The 19,755-nt window shown below is 36.1% G+C and carries 16 protein-coding genes and 1 riboswitch; of the genes, 13 read left to right on the forward strand and 3 right to left on the reverse strand.

Annotated elements, in window-relative coordinates:
* The first annotated feature begins 71 nt into the window (after nt 1–71).
* The 13 genes from R1X58_RS08330 (at nt 72) to R1X58_RS08390 (ending at nt 15,237) form a co-directional block, all read left to right on the forward strand.
* A complete protein-coding gene (locus tag R1X58_RS08330; protein ID WP_240573642.1) occupies nt 72–1,319 on the forward strand; it encodes a sulfate adenylyltransferase subunit 1 in 1,248 nt (415 codons plus the stop codon).
* A 67-nt stretch (nt 1,320–1,386) separates the two neighbouring features.
* On the forward strand, nt 1,387–3,480 hold the full coding sequence (locus R1X58_RS08335) for a HEPN domain-containing protein (protein WP_240573641.1): 2,094 nt from the start codon (nt 1,387–1,389) through the stop codon (nt 3,478–3,480).
* Between the two features lie 20 nt (nt 3,481–3,500).
* Nucleotides 3,501–4,265: a uroporphyrinogen-III C-methyltransferase gene (gene cobA, locus R1X58_RS08340; protein ID WP_240573640.1), complete on the forward strand. Its 765-nt coding sequence runs from the start codon at nt 3,501–3,503 to the stop codon at nt 4,263–4,265.
* 9 nt (nt 4,266–4,274) lie between these two features.
* Nucleotides 4,275–4,877, forward strand: coding sequence for a precorrin-2 dehydrogenase/sirohydrochlorin ferrochelatase family protein (locus R1X58_RS08345; protein ID WP_240573639.1), 603 nt, complete (start codon nt 4,275–4,277; stop codon nt 4,875–4,877).
* A 70-nt stretch (nt 4,878–4,947) separates the two neighbouring features.
* Nucleotides 4,948–6,000 (forward strand): NAD(P)/FAD-dependent oxidoreductase, encoded by a 1,053-nt coding sequence (locus tag R1X58_RS08350; RefSeq protein WP_240573638.1) that lies wholly within the window; start codon nt 4,948–4,950, stop codon nt 5,998–6,000.
* A gap of 159 nt (nt 6,001–6,159) precedes the next feature.
* Nucleotides 6,160–6,930, forward strand: coding sequence for a serine O-acetyltransferase EpsC (gene epsC, locus R1X58_RS08355; protein WP_240573637.1), 771 nt, complete (start codon nt 6,160–6,162; stop codon nt 6,928–6,930).
* The gene (gene cysM, locus R1X58_RS08360) at nt 6,917–7,807 is read left to right on the forward strand and encodes a cysteine synthase CysM (protein WP_240573636.1); all 891 of its coding nucleotides are present in this window, start codon (nt 6,917–6,919) and stop codon (nt 7,805–7,807) included. The genes epsC and cysM overlap by 14 nt, the downstream gene beginning before the upstream one ends.
* An 88-nt stretch (nt 7,808–7,895) precedes the next feature.
* Nucleotides 7,896–8,023, forward strand: a riboswitch (SAM riboswitch).
* Nucleotides 8,024–8,070: 47 nt separating this feature from the next.
* Complete coding sequence (locus R1X58_RS08365; protein WP_240573635.1) at nt 8,071–9,078, forward strand: homocysteine S-methyltransferase family protein; 1,008 nt, start codon at nt 8,071–8,073, stop codon at nt 9,076–9,078.
* Between the two features lie 3 nt (nt 9,079–9,081).
* Nucleotides 9,082–11,754 carry a methionine synthase gene (gene metH / locus R1X58_RS08370; protein ID WP_240573634.1) on the forward strand — a complete coding sequence of 891 codons (2,673 nt, stop codon included), beginning with the start codon at nt 9,082–9,084 and terminating at the stop codon, nt 11,752–11,754.
* A 13-nt stretch (nt 11,755–11,767) separates the two neighbouring features.
* Nucleotides 11,768–12,016 carry a hypothetical protein gene (locus R1X58_RS08375; protein ID WP_240573633.1) on the forward strand — a complete coding sequence of 83 codons (249 nt, stop codon included), beginning with the start codon at nt 11,768–11,770 and terminating at the stop codon, nt 12,014–12,016.
* Nucleotides 12,017–12,305: 289 nt separating this feature from the next.
* A complete protein-coding gene (metF, locus tag R1X58_RS08380) occupies nt 12,306–13,262 on the forward strand; it encodes a methylenetetrahydrofolate reductase [NAD(P)H] (protein WP_240573632.1) in 957 nt (318 codons plus the stop codon).
* 127 nt (nt 13,263–13,389) lie between these two features.
* Nucleotides 13,390–14,487, forward strand: a complete 1,098-nt coding sequence (locus tag R1X58_RS08385; protein WP_240573631.1) for an acyloxyacyl hydrolase — start codon at nt 13,390–13,392, stop codon at nt 14,485–14,487.
* A 3-nt stretch (nt 14,488–14,490) separates the two neighbouring features.
* Nucleotides 14,491–15,237 carry a head GIN domain-containing protein gene (locus R1X58_RS08390; RefSeq protein ID WP_240573630.1) on the forward strand — a complete coding sequence of 249 codons (747 nt, stop codon included), beginning with the start codon at nt 14,491–14,493 and terminating at the stop codon, nt 15,235–15,237.
* Here R1X58_RS08390 and R1X58_RS08395 read toward each other — a convergent pair.
* The 3 genes from R1X58_RS08395 to gldA all read right to left on the reverse strand — a co-directional run bounded on the left by R1X58_RS08395 (nt 15,223) and on the right by gldA (nt 19,569).
* Complete coding sequence (locus R1X58_RS08395) at nt 15,223–16,410, reverse strand: acetate/propionate family kinase (RefSeq protein ID WP_240573629.1); 1,188 nt, start codon at nt 16,408–16,410, stop codon at nt 15,223–15,225. The genes R1X58_RS08390 and R1X58_RS08395 overlap by 15 nt on opposite strands.
* Nucleotides 16,411–16,414: 4 nt before the next feature.
* Nucleotides 16,415–18,505, reverse strand: coding sequence for a phosphate acetyltransferase (pta, locus tag R1X58_RS08400; RefSeq protein ID WP_240573628.1), 2,091 nt, complete (start codon nt 18,503–18,505; stop codon nt 16,415–16,417).
* Nucleotides 18,506–18,675: 170 nt separating this feature from the next.
* Complete coding sequence (gene gldA, locus R1X58_RS08405; RefSeq protein ID WP_240573627.1) at nt 18,676–19,569, reverse strand: gliding motility-associated ABC transporter ATP-binding subunit GldA; 894 nt, start codon at nt 19,567–19,569, stop codon at nt 18,676–18,678.
* Nucleotides 19,570–19,755 lie beyond the last annotated feature (186 nt).

The raw sequence follows: 19,755 nt of genomic DNA on the forward strand, positions 1-19,755 counted from the left end.
CTACAGAAACTTTTAAAACGAATTAAAAATTAAACTAATGGTTCAGACTATTAGTTACAGCATAAAAACTTATGGAAGTATTAAAAATAGCAACAGCAGGAAGTGTAGATGACGGAAAAAGTACGTTAATAGGTCGTATTCTTTACGATACAAAATCATTAACTACCGACAAGTTAGAGGCTATAAAAAAAACAAGTAAACAACGCGGTTATGATTATTTGGATTTCTCGTTGGCTACCGATGGTTTAGTGGCAGAAAGAGAACAAGGGATTACTATCGATGTGGCTCATATTTATTTTTCAACAAAAAAGAAAAGCTACATTATTGCAGATACACCTGGTCATGTGGAGTATACACGAAACATGGTAACGGGAGCATCAACGTCGCAGGCTTCTATCATTTTAATCGATGCAAGAAAAGGGGTTATCGAACAAACCAACCGTCACTTCTTTATCAATAATTTATTACGAATTAAAGATATTGTTGTTGCTATTAACAAAATGGATTTGGTAGATTATTCTGAAGAAGTTTATAACAAAATCAAAGCAGATTTTGAAGAGCTGATGAGTAAGCGTGATTATCAGGATCAAAAAATCACTTTTATTCCTGTAAGTGCTTTAAAAGGAGATAATGTTGTTCATAAGTCAGATAAGATGTCTTGGTATAAAGGGCAGGCTTTATTAGAGCATTTAGAGCAATTAAACAAAGCCGATATTTATAATGTAGGAACGCCTCGTTTCCCGGTTCAGTATGTTATTCGTCCTAAAACTGAAGAGTTTCACGATTTTAGAGGCTACGCCGGAAAAGTGTATGGTGGTAATTTAAGTGTTGGAGATGAGGTGATTGTATTGCCATCTAAAACCAGATCGAAAATTAAAGACATCTACTTTTATAATGAAAAGTATGAAACCGCTTCAAGACGATCTTCGGTTACCATCACTTTAGAAGATGATATTAATGTAAGTCGTGGCGATATGATTGTTAAAGAAAACGATATACCAACTATCGACAAACAGTTTACAGCAAATGTATGTTGGATGGATGCAGAGCATTTAACACCAGGAACAAAGTACGTCGTTCAGCATGGTGTTAATAAGGTGTTAGCAAAAGTAGATCGAATCAATCATAAGATACATCCAGATTACTCGGGGATAGAGAAAGATGTTACCGAGTTAAAAGTAAACGATATTGCTTCGGTAACGTTTAAATTAAATAAACCTATTTTTTACGATCAATTTAAAAATCACAGAACAAACGGTTCTTTCATTTTAATTGATACGCAATCCAACAATACGGTAGGAGCAGGGTTTATCCAGTAAAAATTAAATTTTAACCAATAAAACCAATGAAATCTTCCTCCGTTTTGGAGGCTAGACAGGCTGAATTATGCAAAGTTTTAGAACAGAAATAGAGAATCCAATTGTAGAAAAGGATATTATTGAATTAGCTCGAAAGATCGAGTTGTTTAATAATGGAAATATTGATGAAGAGAAATTCAGAAGTCTGCGTTTAGCTCGTGGTGTTTACGGTCAACGTCAGGAAGGCGTGCAAATGATTCGTATTAAATTACCTTACGGAAAAGTAAAGAGCAACCAGTTAAGAAGAATTTCTGATGTAAGTGATGAGTATTCTCGTGGACGTTTGCATATTACCACGCGTCAGGATATCCAGATTCACTATGTCGATTTAAATAGAACGCCGGAACTTTGGGCTGAACTTGAAAAAGACGATGTTACGTTAAGGGAAGCCTGTGGAAACACGGTACGAAACGTAACAGCCAGTGAAACCGCAGGTATCGATGTTAACGAACCATTCGATGTGTCGCCATATGCAGATGCCTTGTATAAGTTCTTTTTAAGAAATCCAATCTGTCAGGAAATGGGGCGTAAGTTTAAAGTGTCGTTTTCGTCAACCGATGCCGATACAGGATTAGCTTACATGCACGATTTAGGTTTTATTGCTAAAAGTGAAAATGGGGTTCGTGGATTTAAAGTGATGATTGGTGGTGGACTTGGGTCACAGCCACGTCATGCCGATGTGCTTTATGATTTTCTTCCAAGCGATAAAATCATCCCGACTATGGAAGGTGTATTAAGGATTTTTGATCGTTACGGTGAGCGTAAAAGCCGCGCCAAAGCACGTATGAAATTCTTAATCAAGGATATTGGTTTAGAGGCTTTCAAAGCTTTAGTTGAAGAAGAGCAAAATGCGATTGAATTTAAAACGGTAGCTATTGATGCTGATGCTTACGAAGTTTCGGTGCCCGTTTCGGTTGAAGCACCACAGGTTGAGATTAAAGATCAAAAGGCTTTTGAAATCTGGAAATCAACAAACTTAATTCCTCAAAAGCAGGAAGGTTATGTGGCTATAGGAATAAAAGTGCTTTTAGGTGATTTTTATACCGATAAAGCCCGTTTATTAGCCGATTTGGTAGATAAATACGCCGCAGGAGAAATTCGTTTAACATTGCGTCAGAATATTGTGATTCCTTTTGTTAAGGAAGAATTAGTGCCGTTTTTCTATACGGAATTGGAAAAATTAGGTTTCGTAGAAGTAGGTTATAATAAAGCGGTTGATATTACAGCGTGTCCGGGAACTGATACCTGTAATTTAGGTATTGCAAGTAGTACAGGTATTGCCGATGAGTTAGAGCGCGTTATTAAAGCTGAATATCCACAATATTTAAACAACGACGATGTTGTAATTAAAATTAGTGGATGTATGAATGCCTGCGGACAGCACAACATGGCTAACATTGGTTTTCAGGGGATGTCCGTTCGTACACCGGATAAATTAGTAGCGCCGGCCTTGCAAGTCTTGTTAGGAGGTGGTAACTTAGGTGATGGTAACGGATTATTTGCCGACAAGGTGGTGAAAGTGCCAAGTCGTAGAGGACCTGAGGCATTACGTCGAATTTTAGATGATTTTGAAGCAAATTCCAACGGAAAATCGTTTATTGAGTATTATAAAGCCACAGGAGATCGTTATTTTTACGATTTATTAAACGATCTTCAGGATGTGACTAATTTAACTCCGGAAGATTTTATCGACTGGGGTAACGAAGAAAAGTACGAAAAAGAGATTGGTGTTGGAGAGTGTGCAGGTGTTGTAATTGATCTAGTAGCAACCCTGTTCTTAGAAAGTGAAGAGAAAATTGAAAATGCGCAGGAATCCTTAAATAATAAAGTGTATTCAAGTGCTATTTACCATGCATATAGCTCTTTGGTTAATTCGGCGAAAGCCATTTTGTTAGCTGAAAACAAAAAGACAAACACACATGCGGGAATCATTAGTGATTTTGATACTGAGTTTGTGGCAAGTGGTAAATTAGATTTAGGAGCTTCTTTCTCTGATATCATCTATCAAATTAATAAATTTGCTCCTACAGAGGAGTTTGCTGTAAGGTATATTGCAGAAGCAAATCAGTTTTTAGATAAAGTGAGAGCTTTTAGAGAAGCAGATAAGAGTGTAGTAGCCTAATAGCCATAAAAAGCAGAGCTATGAGTAAAATAACCCCGAAATTAACAGTTGTAGGCGCAGGGCCAGGCGATGTCGAGTTAATTACATTAAAAGCCATTAAAGCTATTGAGGCTGCTAATGTGATTCTTTATGATGCATTGATTAATGAAGAACTTTTAAAGTATGCTTCAGCAGATATCGAGTTGATTTTTGTGGGTAAACGTAAAGGGTGCTATGCTTTTCAGCAGGAACAAATCAACGAGTTAATTGTTGCTAAGGCCAAAGAAAAAGGTCATGTTGTACGATTAAAAGGTGGCGACCCTTTTATTTTTGGTCGTGGAGCCGAAGAAATAGATTATGCCAGAGGTTTTGGTTTAGAAACCTTTGTAGTTCCTGGAATTACATCGGCGATTGCGGTGCCGGCTTATCAGGGTATTCCGTTAACCAAACGTGGATCTTCCGAAAGTTTTTGGGTGATTACTGCGACTACTAAAAACCATAGTTTGTCAACCGATGTGCCTTTAGCAGCAAAATCAACAGCAACAGTTGTTATCCTTATGGGGATGCATAAATTGGCTGAAATTGTTGAAATTTTCAAAGCTGAAGGCAAAGCAGATACACCTATGGCTATCATTCAAAATGGTACTAGAGCAGATGAAAATGTTGGTATTGGGACCGTTAGTACGATTGAAGCTATAGTTGCTGAAAAGCAATTAGGTTCGCCTGCAATTATTGTTATTGGAGATGTTGTTGAAAAACGTGTAGAGTTATCAACGATTTGTGAAGAAATAAATAAAATGGTTTAGTCTTAAAGTATGGAAAGGAATAATTTATATCCTATTTTTTTAAAGACAAGCCAGTTAAACGTACTCATAGTAGGAGGGGGAAATGTTGCTGAAGAAAAATTAGGATTTCTATTAAAATCAAGTCCAGACGCGAATGTTACTATGGTGTCGCCAATGTTTAGAGCAGGTACACTGACACTGGCCGAAAAAGGACAAGTGAAATTAATAGAATCGAAATATAAAAAGCGGTTTTTAAAAGGACATCATATAGTTATTGCAACTACTGATGTGCCTGAAGTTAATATTAAAGTACATAAACATTGCCGCAAACGTAGTATTTTAATAAACGTTGCCGATAATCCACCGTATTGTGATTTTTATATGGGAGGTATTGTTACAAAAGGAAACGTGAAAGTGGCGATTTCAACAAACGGAAAATCGCCAACAACAGCCAAACGATTACGTCAGTTTTTCGAGGATGTGATTCCTGAAAATGTTGACGATTTGGTGAAGAATTTAAACGAATATAGAAAAACTATAAAAGGTGATTTCGAACAAAAGGTGGAAACACTAAACGAATTTACCAAAGGATTGATTGAAACATCCGCAATTAAGTCGAATCAAGAAGAATAAAATGTAATTAATGTTTCATGTGATCATAAAAAAGTTGAAGGAAGTCGCATGATAAAAAAGAATCGTAAAAATGATTAAGACAGATATACTAATAATAGGGGCAGGACCAACAGGGTTATTTACAGTTTTCGAAGCAGGATTGTTAAAACTTAAATGTCATTTAATTGACGCGTTGCCACAACCTGGCGGACAGTGTTCAGAAATTTATCCTAAAAAGCCAATTTATGATATTCCTGGGTTCCCGGAAGTATTAGCTGGCGATTTAACAAAAAACTTGTTAGAGCAAGGAAAACAATTCGAGCCGGGATTCACTTTAGGTGAGCGAGCTGAAACCATTGAAAAACAAGAAGACGGATCATTCATTGTAACAACCAATAAAGGAACAAAGCATCAGGCACCTGTAGTGGCTATCGCTGGAGGTTTAGGGTCTTTCGAGCCAAGAAAGCCTGCAATTGACGGTATTGAGAATTACGAAGATAAAGGCGTAGAATACTTCATTAAAGATCCTGAAGTTTATAGAAATAAAAAAGTGGTTATTTCTGGTGGAGGAGATTCTGCTTTAGACTGGAGTATTTTTCTTGCCGACGTGGCTTCAGAAGTTACCTTAATTCACAGAAGAAATGAGTTTAGAGGCGCTTTAGATTCAGTTGAAAAGGTAAGTGAATTAAAACTTTTAGGTAAAATCAATTTAATTACTCCAGCTGAGGTTACCGGATTAAATGGTGATGGTAAAATAGAATCGGTTACTGTAAATAAAGATGGTGAAGAATTCAAGATTGAAACAGATCACTTTATTCCTTTATTCGGATTATCACCAAAATTAGGCCCTATTGGAGATTGGGGATTAGAAATTGAGAAAAATGCGATTAAAGTAGATAACTCAAGAAACTACCAAACCAATATAGATGGAATCTTCGCTATTGGTGACGTTAATACCTACCCAGAGAAATTAAAATTAATTCTTTGTGGTTTCCACGAAGCGACATTAATGTGTCAGGCGGCATACCGTATTATCAATCCAGGTAAAAAATATGTATTGAAATATACAACAGTAAGTGGAATTGATGGTTTCGACGGAACTCGTAAAGAAGCACCAAAAGCAGTTGTACAGTCTATTCAATAAGATAGTGTATCTTTATAAGGTGTAAACTTTAAGTAGGAATACCGACCATAACTGTATACTTTAATTTTTTAAGATGCAATTCATATAGTTAAGACATTCAAAATGAAAAGAATCGATTAATTATAAGAATTGCATCTTAGCGTTAAAATCTGTAAACTAATGAAACTGAGCAAAGAGTTAAACGATAAGTTGGTTAATAAAAAATACAATGTCCGTCTCAAGGATGTTGTAGAAAGCTTTACTAAGAACCTGTTTTATTATTTGTTCGACGCTCATGATGACGAATTAGAGTGTCTCAGAAAAACATTTTTAGATATTTCCTGCAACTTTCAGATTGATAATGGTGAAGCCGTTTGGAATGAATTTCAGGCTAAATTCCCTGTAATAAAAGAAAAACTGGAGCTCGATGCTGTGGCAGTTGTTAATTTCGACCCGGCAACTAAAAGTTTAGAGGAAGTCTATCTGGCTTGTCCTGGTTTTTACGCGATTTCTATTTATCGTTTAAGTCACGAATTGTATGTACAGCAAGTACCTATAATTCCGAGAATGATGAGTGAATATGTGCATGGTATTACCGGTATCGATATTCACCCTGGAGCGACTATTGGGGAATCCTTTTTCTTAGATCACGGAACAGGTATTGTTATTGGGGAAACTTCAATAATCAAAAATAACGTGAAGATTTTTCAAGGGGTGACCTTAGGGGGTATTCAGGTGAAAAAGAGCATGGAATCTACCAAGCGTCATCCAACTATAGAAGATAATGTGACTATTTACGCCAATGCAACGATTCTTGGAGGTGATATTTCAATAGGCGCAAACAGTACCATTGGCGCAAACGTTTGGATTACACAATCCGTTCCGGAAAATTCATTAGTAACCTATCAAACCGAAATAAAAATCAGACCCAAAAAGAATGGCATTCGTTAAAGGTATTTTAAATCATATAGGAAACACACCACTTATCGATGCGAGTCACTTGGTGGGAAAAGACAATGTAAAGTTATATCTAAAGCTTGAGGGCGATAACCCTGGAGGAAGTGTGAAAGATCGTGCTGCCTTTAATATGATTAATGAAGCTTTAAAGCGAGGTGATATAAAACCAGGTGGAACTTTAGTTGAAGCAACAAGCGGAAATACCGGTATTGCTTTAGCGCTTATAGCTAGTTTGTTCGGGGTTAATATGGTATTAATCATGCCTGAAAATTCCACTGAAGAACGGGTGAAAACCATGCGTGCTTATGGCGCAGAAGTGATTTTAACACCTGCCGATGTTGGTATTGAAGGTTCTCGCGATTTAGCCTTTAAACTCCGTGATGAAAAAGGCTATGTATTATTAAATCAGTTCGAAAATAGCGATAACTGGAAAGCACATTACAAAACTACAGGTCCTGAAATTTGGAAAGATACTGATGGCGAAGTGACACATTTTGTATCGGCTATGGGTACAACAGGAACTATTATGGGCGTGTCTACGTTTTTAAAAGAACAAAATAAAGACGTTACTATTGTAGGTGCTCAACCCGAAGATGGTGCTAAAATTCCGGGAATTAGAAAATGGCCGGAAGAATATGTGCCCAAGTTTTTCGACCGCTCAAAAGTAGATGTTGTAGTCGATGTGAGTGAAGAAAACGCAAAAAATACAACCAAACGACTGGCTAAAGAAGCTGGTGTTTTTGCTGGGATGAGTAGTGGCGGAGCGGTGTATTGTGCCTTAGAAATTGCAAAGACTATCGATAAAGGTGTAATAGTTGCCATAATTTGCGATCGTGGGGATCGATATTTGTCATCTTCTCTGTTCGAATAATCAGGATATTTTATTTTTCTTCATTTCATGAGGATAAAAAAAATATATATAGTATTTTTGCACCCCTAGTTCATAAACTTAATAATTAATGTTATCAAGAAAGGTAGAGGGAATAGACCCGTTGAAGCCTTGGCAACCCTTTATCTTTTAAAGAAGGTGCTACGTTCTACTGCTTTGTCCTGAATTTATTTAAGGAACTAATCAGAAAGATAACGGAAAGTCTTTTTACTTTTCTTGATGACATACAGATATAAATTATCAAAATGTCAAACATACAACAAGCCTTAAAGGAACGTATTTTAGTGCTCGACGGTGCTATGGGTACTATGTTGCAACGCTATAAATTTACCGAAGAAGATTTTCGAGGTGAGCGTTTTAAAGATTATCCAACTCCATTACAGGGGAATAACGACTTATTGTCAATTACCCAGCCGCAGGCTATAAAAGAAGTTCATGCCAAATATTTTGAAGCCGGAGCCGATATCGTGGAAACCAATACGTTTTCAGGGACTACCATAGCTATGGCCGATTATCATATGGAAGACTTGGTGTATGAGTTAAACTATCAATCAGCAAAAATAGCAAAGGAAGTAGCCGATGAGTTTACCGCTAAGGAACCACATAAACCGCGATTTGTAGCAGGTTCTATCGGACCAACAAACCGTACGGCAAGTATGTCTCCAGATGTTAACGATCCGGGATATCGTGCAGTGACTTTTGATGAGTTACGTATTGCTTATAAACAACAAGTTGAAGCTCTATTAGATGGTGGTGCCGATTTATTATTGGTAGAAACCGTATTCGATACGCTGAATGCTAAAGCAGCATTATTTGCTATTGAAGAGGTGAAAGATGAGCGTAATATTGATGTTCCGGTTATGTTAAGCGGAACGATTACTGATGCTTCGGGAAGAACTTTATCTGGACAAACGGCTGAAGCCTTTTTAATTTCAGTATCACATATTCCGTTATTATCTATTGGATTTAACTGTGCTTTAGGAGCGAATTTATTACAGCCGCATTTAGAGGCGATTGCTAATAAAACTGATTTTGCCATTTCAGCCCACCCAAATGCCGGTTTACCAAATGCCTTTGGAGAATACGATGAATCTCCTGAAGAAATGGGTGAACAAATTGAAGAGTATTTAAAGAAGAATTTAATAAATATAATTGGTGGATGCTGCGGAACAACACCGGAGCATATTAAAGTTATTGCAGATTTAGCTGCAAAATACAAACCAAGAAAAGCAGTTGAAACAGCGACACTTTAATCAATGAAAGTAAAGCAAACAAAATACATGAAATTGTCTGGTTTAGAGCCTTTGGTTTTAAATGAGAACAGTAATTTCATAAATGTAGGAGAGCGAACAAATGTAGCAGGATCACGAAAGTTTTTACGTTTAATTAAAGACGAACAATTCGATGAAGCCTTAGATATAGCACGTCATCAGGTAGATGGTGGTGCACAGATTATTGATATAAATATGGACGACGGATTGATAGACGGAAAAGAGTCTATGGTACGTTTTCTTAATTTAATTGCTGCCGAACCAGATATTTCTCGAGTACCTATCATGATTGATAGCTCGAAATGGGAAATTATTGAAGCTGGTTTACAGGTGGTACAGGGGAAATGTGTGGTAAATTCCATTTCCTTAAAAGAAGGTGAAGAGAAATTTATCTGGGAAGCAAAACAAATTAAACGTTACGGTGCCGCGGTTATCGTTATGGCGTTTGATGAAGTTGGGCAGGCCGATAATTATGAAAGAAGAATAGAGATTGCAGAACGTTCTTATCGTATTCTTGTTGATAAAGTAGGTTTTCCTTCAGAAGATATCATTTTCGACTTAAATATATTTCCGGTTGCTACCGGAATGGACGAACACCGAAAAAATGCTATCGATTTTATTGAAGCTACACGTTGGGTTCGTCAGAATTTGGAGAATGTAAGTGTAAGTGGAGGTGTGAGTAATGTGTCGTTTTCGTTTAGAGGAAATGATACGGTTCGTGAAGCGATGCACTCGGTGTTTTTATACCATGCCATTCAGGCCGGAATGAATATGGGTATTGTAAATCCGACCATGTTGGAGGTTTACGACGATATTCCGAAGGATTTATTAGAGCATGTTGAAGACGTTGTTTTAGATCGTCGTGATGATGCTACCGAGCGTTTACTTGAGTTTGCCGAAACTGTAAAAGGGACAAAAGCCGAAAAAACAGTCGATTTATCTTGGCGTGAAAATCCGGTACAAGATCGTATTACCCATGCTTTGGTAAAAGGAATTGACGCTTTTATTATTGAAGATGTTGAAGCCGCAAGACTGGAATCTGAAAAGCCAATTGATGTGATTGAAGGTCATTTAATGATTGGTATGAATGTGGTTGGTGATTTGTTTGGTGCAGGTAAAATGTTCTTGCCACAGGTGGTAAAATCGGCGCGTGTTATGAAGAAAGCCGTAGCCTATTTAAATCCGTTTATAGAAGCTGAAAAGTCTGAAGAATCAGAGCCTGTTGGAAAAGTATTAATGGCAACCGTAAAAGGTGATGTTCACGATATTGGTAAAAATATTGTAAGTGTGGTTCTGGCATGTAACAACTACGAGATTATCGATTTAGGGGTTATGGTGCCGCCGGAAAAAATTATTGAAACAGCCATTAAAGAGCGTGTTGATGCTATTGGTCTTTCAGGATTAATTACACCATCGCTTGATGAAATGGTGTATTTAGCAAAGGAAATGCAGCGCGAGAATTTTAGTGTGCCGTTGTTAATTGGTGGAGCAACCACTTCAAAAGCACATACAGCTGTAAAAATTGATCCGCAGTATGAAAACGCTGTGGTTCATGTTAACGATGCATCGCGTGCAGTTACCGTTGTAGGTGATTTGTTAAACAAGAAAACATCAAATGAATACGTTGCTAAACTTAAAAAAGACTACGATGAATTCCGTGAGAAGTTTTTAAAACGCGGAAAAGAGAAATCGTTTATATCTATTGAAGAAGCACGTAAACGTAAATATAAAATTGATTGGGAACAGACTGAAATTATAAAGCCTAAGGAATTAGGTGTTCAGATGTTGAAGCAATTAAGCTTGAAAGAATTAGTGCCTTACATTGATTGGAGTCCGTTTTTTAGAAGCTGGGATTTACATGGTAAATTCCCGGATATTTTAACGGATAAGGTTGTTGGTGAGCAGGCTTCTATTATGTATAAAGAGGCTCAGGAGATGATTGAAGAAATCATTGCGAAGCAACTTTTAAAACCAAAAGCGGTTTTCGGATTGTTTGAAGCAAATAGCATCAATGATGATGATATTTCTGTTCAGAAGAAAGGAAAAGAAGTAGCCGTGTTCAGAACGTTACGTCAGCAATTAAGCAAGCGTGAAGGGATTCCTAATCATGCCTTGGCGGATTTTATTGCGCCTAAAGAGAGTGGAAAAACCGATTATATCGGGGCGTTTTGCGTTGGAATTTTCGGAGCTCAGGAATTAGCCGATGATTATCGGGCAAAAGGTGACGATTACAACGGTATTATGGCTCAGGCTATCGCCGATCGTTTTGCTGAAGCCTTTGCCGAATATTTACATAAGCAAGTAAGAACCAAGCATTGGGGTTATGCTGCTGATGAAGATTTAACCAACGACGATTTAATTAAAGAAAGTTACAAAGGTATTCGCCCGGCACCAGGTTATCCGGCGTGTCCGGACCATTTAGAAAAGGAAACCATTTGGGAGCTTTTAGATGTTGAAAAGATTATCGGTGTTAAATTAACAGAAAGTTTAGCAATGTGGCCAGCGGCGGCGGTTTCGGGGTATTATTTTGCAAATCCGGAAGCGAAGTACTTTGGTTTAGGAAAAATTACCGACGATCAGGTAACCGATTATGCAAATCGTAAAGGCATAGATAAATCGAAAGCCGATAAATGGTTACATCCAAATATCGCTGACTAATAGTTAAAGAATTATGACAGTCGATTTTATAGAATTATCGTTAGGAAGCCACATGATTTCTCATGGTTATGATGCTGAAAACAATGAAGTTTTAGAGCATGTGGTTGTTGAAAGTTTTTCTAAAAAAGTGGTTGCTATTTCAAGAATAAAATCGGTTAGTGAAAAGTATATTTTAACCGATTATACCAACGGGCGATGGATTTACTGGGAGTATGAAGAAGATTACGACTACGTAAAGAAGTTGTTGGTAAGCTTGCGTTAGCGATTGCCGTGGTATCCTTTTTAGAGGAACGATAAAAAGATAAAGCAGAAAGCGCGACCCTTAGTGAATACAAAGGGTAACGCCAAAAATATAAGTGGAAGAGTTAACAATTTGTTTCTTTTTCCGTAACAAATAAAAACGATGTAAATAAGACATTTGCAGCAAAATTGAAACCATGAAAAAGATACAAAGCGAGGCATTAGTGTTTTTCTTTCAGCTTTTTGTTTTAGGGTTTGCTGCGTTAACGGTGGCTTATTTTATCTAAGATAAAAACTGATAGAAATTCAGCATGAAAGTAACAGATCACATTAAAAAAGCGAACGGAAAGACTTTATTTTCTTTTGAAGTGATCCCGCCGCAAAAGGGTAAAAATATTCAGGATTTATATAATAATATCGATCCGTTAATGGAATTTAATCCGCCGTTTATTGATGTCACAACTTCGCGAGAAGAGTATGTGTATGTCGATAAAGGTAATGGACTTTTAGATAAACGTATTACCCGAATGCGTCCTGGAACCGTAGGGATTTGTGCTTCTATTATGCATAAGTACAACGTAGATGCTATTCCGCATTTATTATGTGGTGGATTTACCAAAGAAGAAACGGAATACGTATTAGTAGATTGCCATTATTTAGGTATTGATAATGTAGTGGCTTTACGTGGTGATTCAAGAAAAGACGAGCCCTATTTTGTGCCAACTAAAGGTGGACATGCTTATGCTACTGGTTTAGTTCAGCAGATTTCAAATTTAAATAACGGAAAGTATTTACATGACGAAATCGAGGTGGAACACAACTACGATTTTTGTGTTGGTGTAGCGGGTTACCCTGAAAAACACATGGAAGCGCCATCGCTTAACACCGATTTAAAACGCTTAAAAGAAAAGGTTGATGCCGGTGCTGATTATGTGGTAACTCAAATGTTTTTCGATAATAAAAAGTATTTTGATTTTGTTGAAAAAGCACGCGAAATTGGAATTACTGTGCCTATTATTCCAGGAATTAAGCCTATTGCTGTTAAACGTCATTTGCAAATTTTACCACAGGTATTTAAAATCGATTTACCTGAGGACTTAATTGATGCTGTTGAAGCATGTAAAGATAATAATGCGGTTAGACAGGTAGGAATCGAGTTTGCCATTCAGCAGTCGAAAGAGTTGAAAGAAGCTGGCGTACCATTTTTACATTACTATTCGATGGGTAAAAGCGATAATATAAAAGCGATTGCATCGGAATTGTTTTAATAATTCTGTTACTTTTGCTTACTCACATGGTGAGTAAAAAATAAATCGAGGGTATTTGTGCTGTTTCTTCTTGTATAAAATTGGAGAAACAGTACAGAACCAAAGATTTGAAAAGTAACAAGTTTTAATGAAATCGTTTTTAACCTACACCTTTTTATTGTGTTCTTTAGTTGTGTTCGGGCAGCAAAAAACACATTCTTCTTATATTGATTTAAGTTACTTTAGAGGGAATATCGCTCTGCATAACAATGATATTCTACATTTAATTGAAGGACATCCTGAAGGTTATATTTTAAGCTGGAATAAAAAAACTTACGGTTATAACGATTGGGAACAGCGTTATAATTACCCGGATTATGGGGTGACTTATGTTTATCAAAATTTAAAAAGTGATGCTTTAGGTACAGTAGCTTCAGCTTATGCGCATTACAATTTTTATTTTTTAAATAGAAATTTAATGTTCCGTGTGGCTCAGGGAATCGCTTACACCGATCGTCCTTACGATAAGGTGGATAATTACCGAAATATTGCTTTCGGATCGCATATATTAAGTAGTACGTTCGCGATGCTTAACTATAAAAAGGAACGCATTTTCGGGCGTTTTGGTGTGCAAGCGGGTTTGTCTTTAATTCATTATTCGAATGCGAATGTAAAGGCTCCAAACTTAAGTACCAATTCCATGGCATTAAATGTTGGTGTCACTTATAATATTGATGAAGAAGAGCCCGAATATTCAACTACTCTTCAAGGTGTCAAGGAAAAATTTACCGAACCTGTAAAATATAATCTTGCATTTAGAACCGGAATTAATGAAAGTGACGTGGTTGGTTCTGGGCAGTTTCCGTTTTATATCGCTTCAGCTTATGCCGATAAACGTATTAATGTGAAAAGTGCGATCCAATTAGGAACCGACGTGTTTTTTTCGAAGTTTTTGGATGAATTGATATATTATCAAAGTGTGTCTTATCCTGAAGAGAATGTTTCCGGTGACGAAGATTATAAACGTGTAGGGATTTTTGCAGGTCACGAATTATTTGTTAACCGCATATCGTTAGTCACTCAATTTGGTTATTATGTGTATTATCCGTTCGATTTTGAGGGGAGAACGTATATGCGTATTGGTTTAAAACGTTATTTTGGAAACAAATTTTTTGGTGCCATGACCTTAAAATCACACGGGGCTAAAGCAGAGGCTGTTGAATTTGGAATTGGGGTAAGATTATAGATTATGAAGAATTTAATTTACATTTTAAGCTTAGTTTTCTTTTTCGCTTGTGACAGTGAAAATGCTGGCGATTGTTTTCAAAAAACAGGGGTTATTGTTCAGCAGGAATTTACGGTTGAAGCATTTACAAAAATATTGGTAAATCGCGACATCGAGTTAATTGTAAAACAAGGAACAGAGCAAAAGGTACTTGTTGAAACCGGTGAAAATTTAATAAATGATGTTGAAGCTGTTGTAGATAATGGACAACTAATTTTAACTGATAATAACACCTGTAACTATGTTCGAGATTATGGGGTTACAAAGGTTTTAGTAACATCTCCAAATATTACTGAAATTAGAAGTTCAACGCAATATGATATTAGTTCCGATGGTATGTTGACTTATCCGAGTTTAACATTGTTATCTGAAAGTTTTAATGCGCCCGATAGCTTTACCAGTGCTAATTTTAAACTTCAAGTTAATAATAATACATTACGTGCAGTATTTAACAATGCGTCGAATTGTTATATTTCTGGAGGAACCAATAATTTAGATCTTACGTTTGCCTCTGGAACTTCGCGTTTTGAAGGGGAGAATCTTATTGCTCAGAATGTAACGATTTGGAATCGTAGTTCTAATGATATGATTGTGAATCCGCAGCAATCTATAAAAGGAAAAATATCTGGTGTTGGAGACGTTATTGCCGTAACCAAACCAGATATTATTGATGTTGTTGAAGAATATAAAGGCCGATTAATTTTCAAATAATTCAACCGCCTGCTTAGCAATTTCTAATTCTTCATTAGTAGGAATCACTAAAATTTTTGTTTTAGAATCCTCTGTATTTATTTCTCTAATGTCTTTAGATCTGACACTATTTTTGGTTTTATCTAAATCCAGACCAAAGAAATCCATATCCTGACAAACCAATTGACGAATAGTTTGTGAGTTCTCGCCGATTCCGGCAGTAAATACAATAGCATCTAATCCATTTAAAACAGCTGCATAAGCACCTATATATTTTTTAATACGGTAAGCATTCATCTCTAAAGCTAACTGACAATCTTTATTGCCTTTTTCTGCCATGGTTTCAATATCTCTTAAATCACTGTAACCAGTTAACCCAAGCATACCACTTTGCTTATTTAAAAGGGTGTTGATTTGCTTTAAATCGTAGCCTAATTTATCTTTTAAATGAAAAATTACTGAGGCATCAATATCTCCCGATCTTGTTCCCATAATTAACCCTGAGATAGGAGAGAAACCAAGGGAGTGGTCTATGCTTTCGCCATTCTTGATAGCCGTCATACTACAGCCATTTCCTAAGTGAATAGTAATGATTTTAGATTCTTTTTTACCCAAATATTCAATGGCTTTTTCCGAAACGTATTTATGACTGGTACCATGGAAACCGTATAAGCGAATGCGATGTTCTGTTAACAATTCGTTTGGAATAGCAAATTTATAGGCCTTTTCCGGAATGGTTTGATGAAACGCCGTATCGAAAACAGCTACCTGTTTTGCATTAGGGAAAATATCTTCAGCAACTTCGATGCCTTCTAAATTGGCAGGGTTATGAAGCGGTGCTAAAGCAATCAGGTCTTTAATTTTATCTTTAACCACTTTAGTGATTTCGGTTGTGTCACTAAACGATTTGCCTCCATGTACCACGCGATGTCCAACTATGGCAATGTCGTCTGGAGATTTAATAACGCCAACCTCTTTACTTAATAAATGTTGAGATACAAGTTTTAAAGCACTTCGATGATTTAAGATTGAAGTTTCAATTTCAATCGCTTTTTTCTTATTGTCATATTTAAAAATGGCATCATTAAAACCAATACGTTCAACAACTCCTGAACAGATAATGGTTTCTTCCGGCATGGAAAATAATTGAAATTTAAGGGATGAACTTCCCGAGTTTAAAACTAATACTTGCATGTTATTATTCTTCTTGAGCTTGAATTGCGGTTATTATAACTGTACTGTATATATCTTCTACTGTACAGCCTCTACTTAAATCGTTTACAGGTTTGTTAAGTCCTTGTAACATTGGGCCAATAGCAAGAGCACCAGTCTCTCGTTGAACGGCTTTATAGGTGTTGTTTCCGGTGTTTAAATCTGGGAATATTAATACGCTTGCTTGTCCGGCAACTTCAGATTCTGGTAATTTGCTTTTACCAATTTTCATGTCTACGGCAGCATCATATTGAATTGGACCTTCAATTTTTAATTGTGGATCTTTTTGTTTTACAATTTCGGCAGCTTCACGTACTTTATCTACATCGGCACCTTTTCCTGAAGCACCAGATGAGTACGATAACATAGCTACTTTAGGTTCGATACCAAAGTTTTTAGCACTTTCGGCCGATTGGATTGCTATTTCAGCAAGTTCTGCCGCATTTGGGTTCGGGTTAATGGCGCAATCACCAAATACAGAAACACGATCTTCTAAACACATAAAGAATATTGAAGATACAATGTTTACCCCAGGTTTTGTTTTAATAAATTGTAGGGCAGGACGTAAGGTGTGTTGTGTGGTATGTACCGCACCAGAAACCATACCGTCGGCATGTCCTTTGTAAATCATCATGGTTCCAAAGTAAGATACATCTGTCATAGCATCTCGAGCCATTTCAAGATTTACATTTTTATGTTTTCTTAATTCGTAGAAGGTATTAACATAATCGTCGTAATATGGTGACGTTGTTGGAGATACTATGTTAACATCTTCAATATTTAATGGAATGTCTAATTTTTCAACACGTTCTTTAATTTTGTCTTTGTCACCAATTAAGGTGATGTCGACAACTTGCGCAGCAATTAATTTTGCGGTTGCACGTAATACACGTTCGTCGTAACCTTCAGGTAGAACGATGTGTTTTTTGTTTTTTAAAGCGCGTTGTAATAAGTTGTACTGAAACATTCTTGGCGTGAATATTTCAGATTCGAAAGTGATTAATTTATCTGCCAGATGATCTGTATTGGTATATTTTTCAAAAACCGAAATTGCTGAATTAATTTTTTCAGTGTTTTCAGCGTAGATTTTAGATTTTGTTTTGCCAATGCGGTTTGTAGCATAATAGGTGCCTTCTTTTAAGCTGATAATTGGCACAATACTCGAAAGTCCTTCGATTAGTTGTAAAATAGGATCTTCAGGAATTAAACCACCTGTTAAAACAATACCCGAAATTTTTGGGTAATTTTTAGAAATGTTCGCTTGTAAAGCTCCTAAAATAATATCGGCGCGATCTCCAGGAGTAATTACCAGAGCGTTATCTTTTAAATGTGTTAAATAGTTACGCAATTGCATAGCTCCCACACTGTAATTTTCAATCAGGTTGTTTAAATGGTCTTTTCCAAAAAGCACTGTTCCATCAAGAAGTTTTACAATTTCTTTTACGGTTGGGCTTGCTAAACTTGCTATTCTAGGAATTACTGTTATATCGGTATTTTGTGGTATACGCGATTGCAGTAATTCTTTTAAAGGTTCTACATCAATAGGGTTTACTTTATTGGCAATAATAGAAAGTACATCGACTTCTTGTTTAAAAGTGTCGTGAGCTAATTGCACATTATCTATAATTTCCTTTACACTTTTGTTATCCCCTTGTGAAACTATAATTACTGGTAAACTCAGGTTTTTAGAGATTAGCATGTTAAGGTCCAACTCTAAAGTTGAGTTTTCACTTGAAAAGTCGGTGCCTTCAACTAATATATAATCGAAACGTTCTTCTAAATATTTGTATTTGGTAATAATTTGATCGATAACATCTCCAGACTTACCTTGGTTATATAGATCTAAAACCTCATTACGAGTAAAGGCATAGGCATTTTTATAATTGATGTCAATCTCGAAATGAGAAAGTACGGTATGGATATGGATATCTGTTTCATCAGATTTTGGATTATCAATAATAGGACGGAAGTATCCCACTTTTGCAGTTTTACCTAAAAGCATACGCATTAAGCCTAAAACCACTACAGATTTTCCACTATTAGGTTCTATGGTTGCAACATAAATTCCTTTACTCATGGTATATGTATTTTGTTTATAAAATCGAGTTGTAGCTTGTCATTATTGAAAGCTTATGCAAAATTAAAACCAATAATATTAACACAAATGACATTTGTCATGCTTTTAAGTAATGTGTTAATAAACATCAGTAATTTATGATTTTTTAACTAAAAATCAAATTCTAAGGTTTACTTTGTAAGGTCTATAAATAAATTTTCCAGGCTGCTATTTTTTTGATTGAGTTGTAAAATCTTTAATTGGTTGTCGTGAGCAAAGTCAAAAACATGAGAGCGCATATCCTGGGATGTGGCAAATGTAATTTCGTAAACAAAATCGTGGGTGTTAACAACCTGTTCAACTTTTGGAAGTTTTAGTAGAAAAGCATCTTCAACACGGTAATCGAACTCGACTATCACCACTTGTTGTTTTTCGTCGCGAAGATCTTTCAATTTTTTATTGGCAACAATTTCACCTTTATTAATAATAATGACCCGGTCGCACATAGCTTCAACTTCCTGCATAATATGAGTAGAAAGGAAAATTGTTTTTGTTTTACCAATAGTTTTAATCAGGTTTCTAATATCAATTAACTGGTTTGGGTCAAGTCCTGTAGTAGGTTCATCTAAAATTAAAACATCCGGATCATGTAAAAGAGCATTAGCCAGACCAACGCGCTGACGATACCCTTTAGATAGTTGTCCGATTTTTTTATGCGCTTCAGGAGTTAAGCCTGTAAGCTCTATAACTTCATTAATACGTTGTTTACCTACTTTGTATATATTGGCATTAAAAGCTAAATACTCTTTAATATATAAATCTAAGTATAGTGGGTTGTGTTCTGGCAAATATCCAACACTTTGCTGTACGTCTTGTTTGTTCAGGTTTACGTCAAATCCGTTTACTTTGGCTAATCCCTCGGTAGGGTTTAAGTAAGTCGTTAATATTTTCATCATGGTCGATTTACCCGCGCCATTAGGCCCCAGGAAACCAACTACTTCTGGTTTTTCTATTTTAAACGATATGTTGTTTAACGCTTTTTGGTTGCCGTAAAGCTTTGTAATACCCGAAACCTCTATAGACATATTAAGAAAATATTTGTTCAAAAATAATGATTATCTAACATAAAGTGAGATTTCCTGTAAATTCTTTAAAACTTTTATTTATATCTCAAAAAAAGGTTTTTTAGTATTTTGATATTTTAAAATATTATTTACATTAGCAATGTAATTATGAGAACAACAGGATATTATACATACATTAACTTTTGG

The organism is Aestuariibaculum lutulentum (assembly GCF_032926325.1).
Taxonomy (GTDB): domain Bacteria; phylum Bacteroidota; class Bacteroidia; order Flavobacteriales; family Flavobacteriaceae; genus Aestuariibaculum; species Aestuariibaculum lutulentum.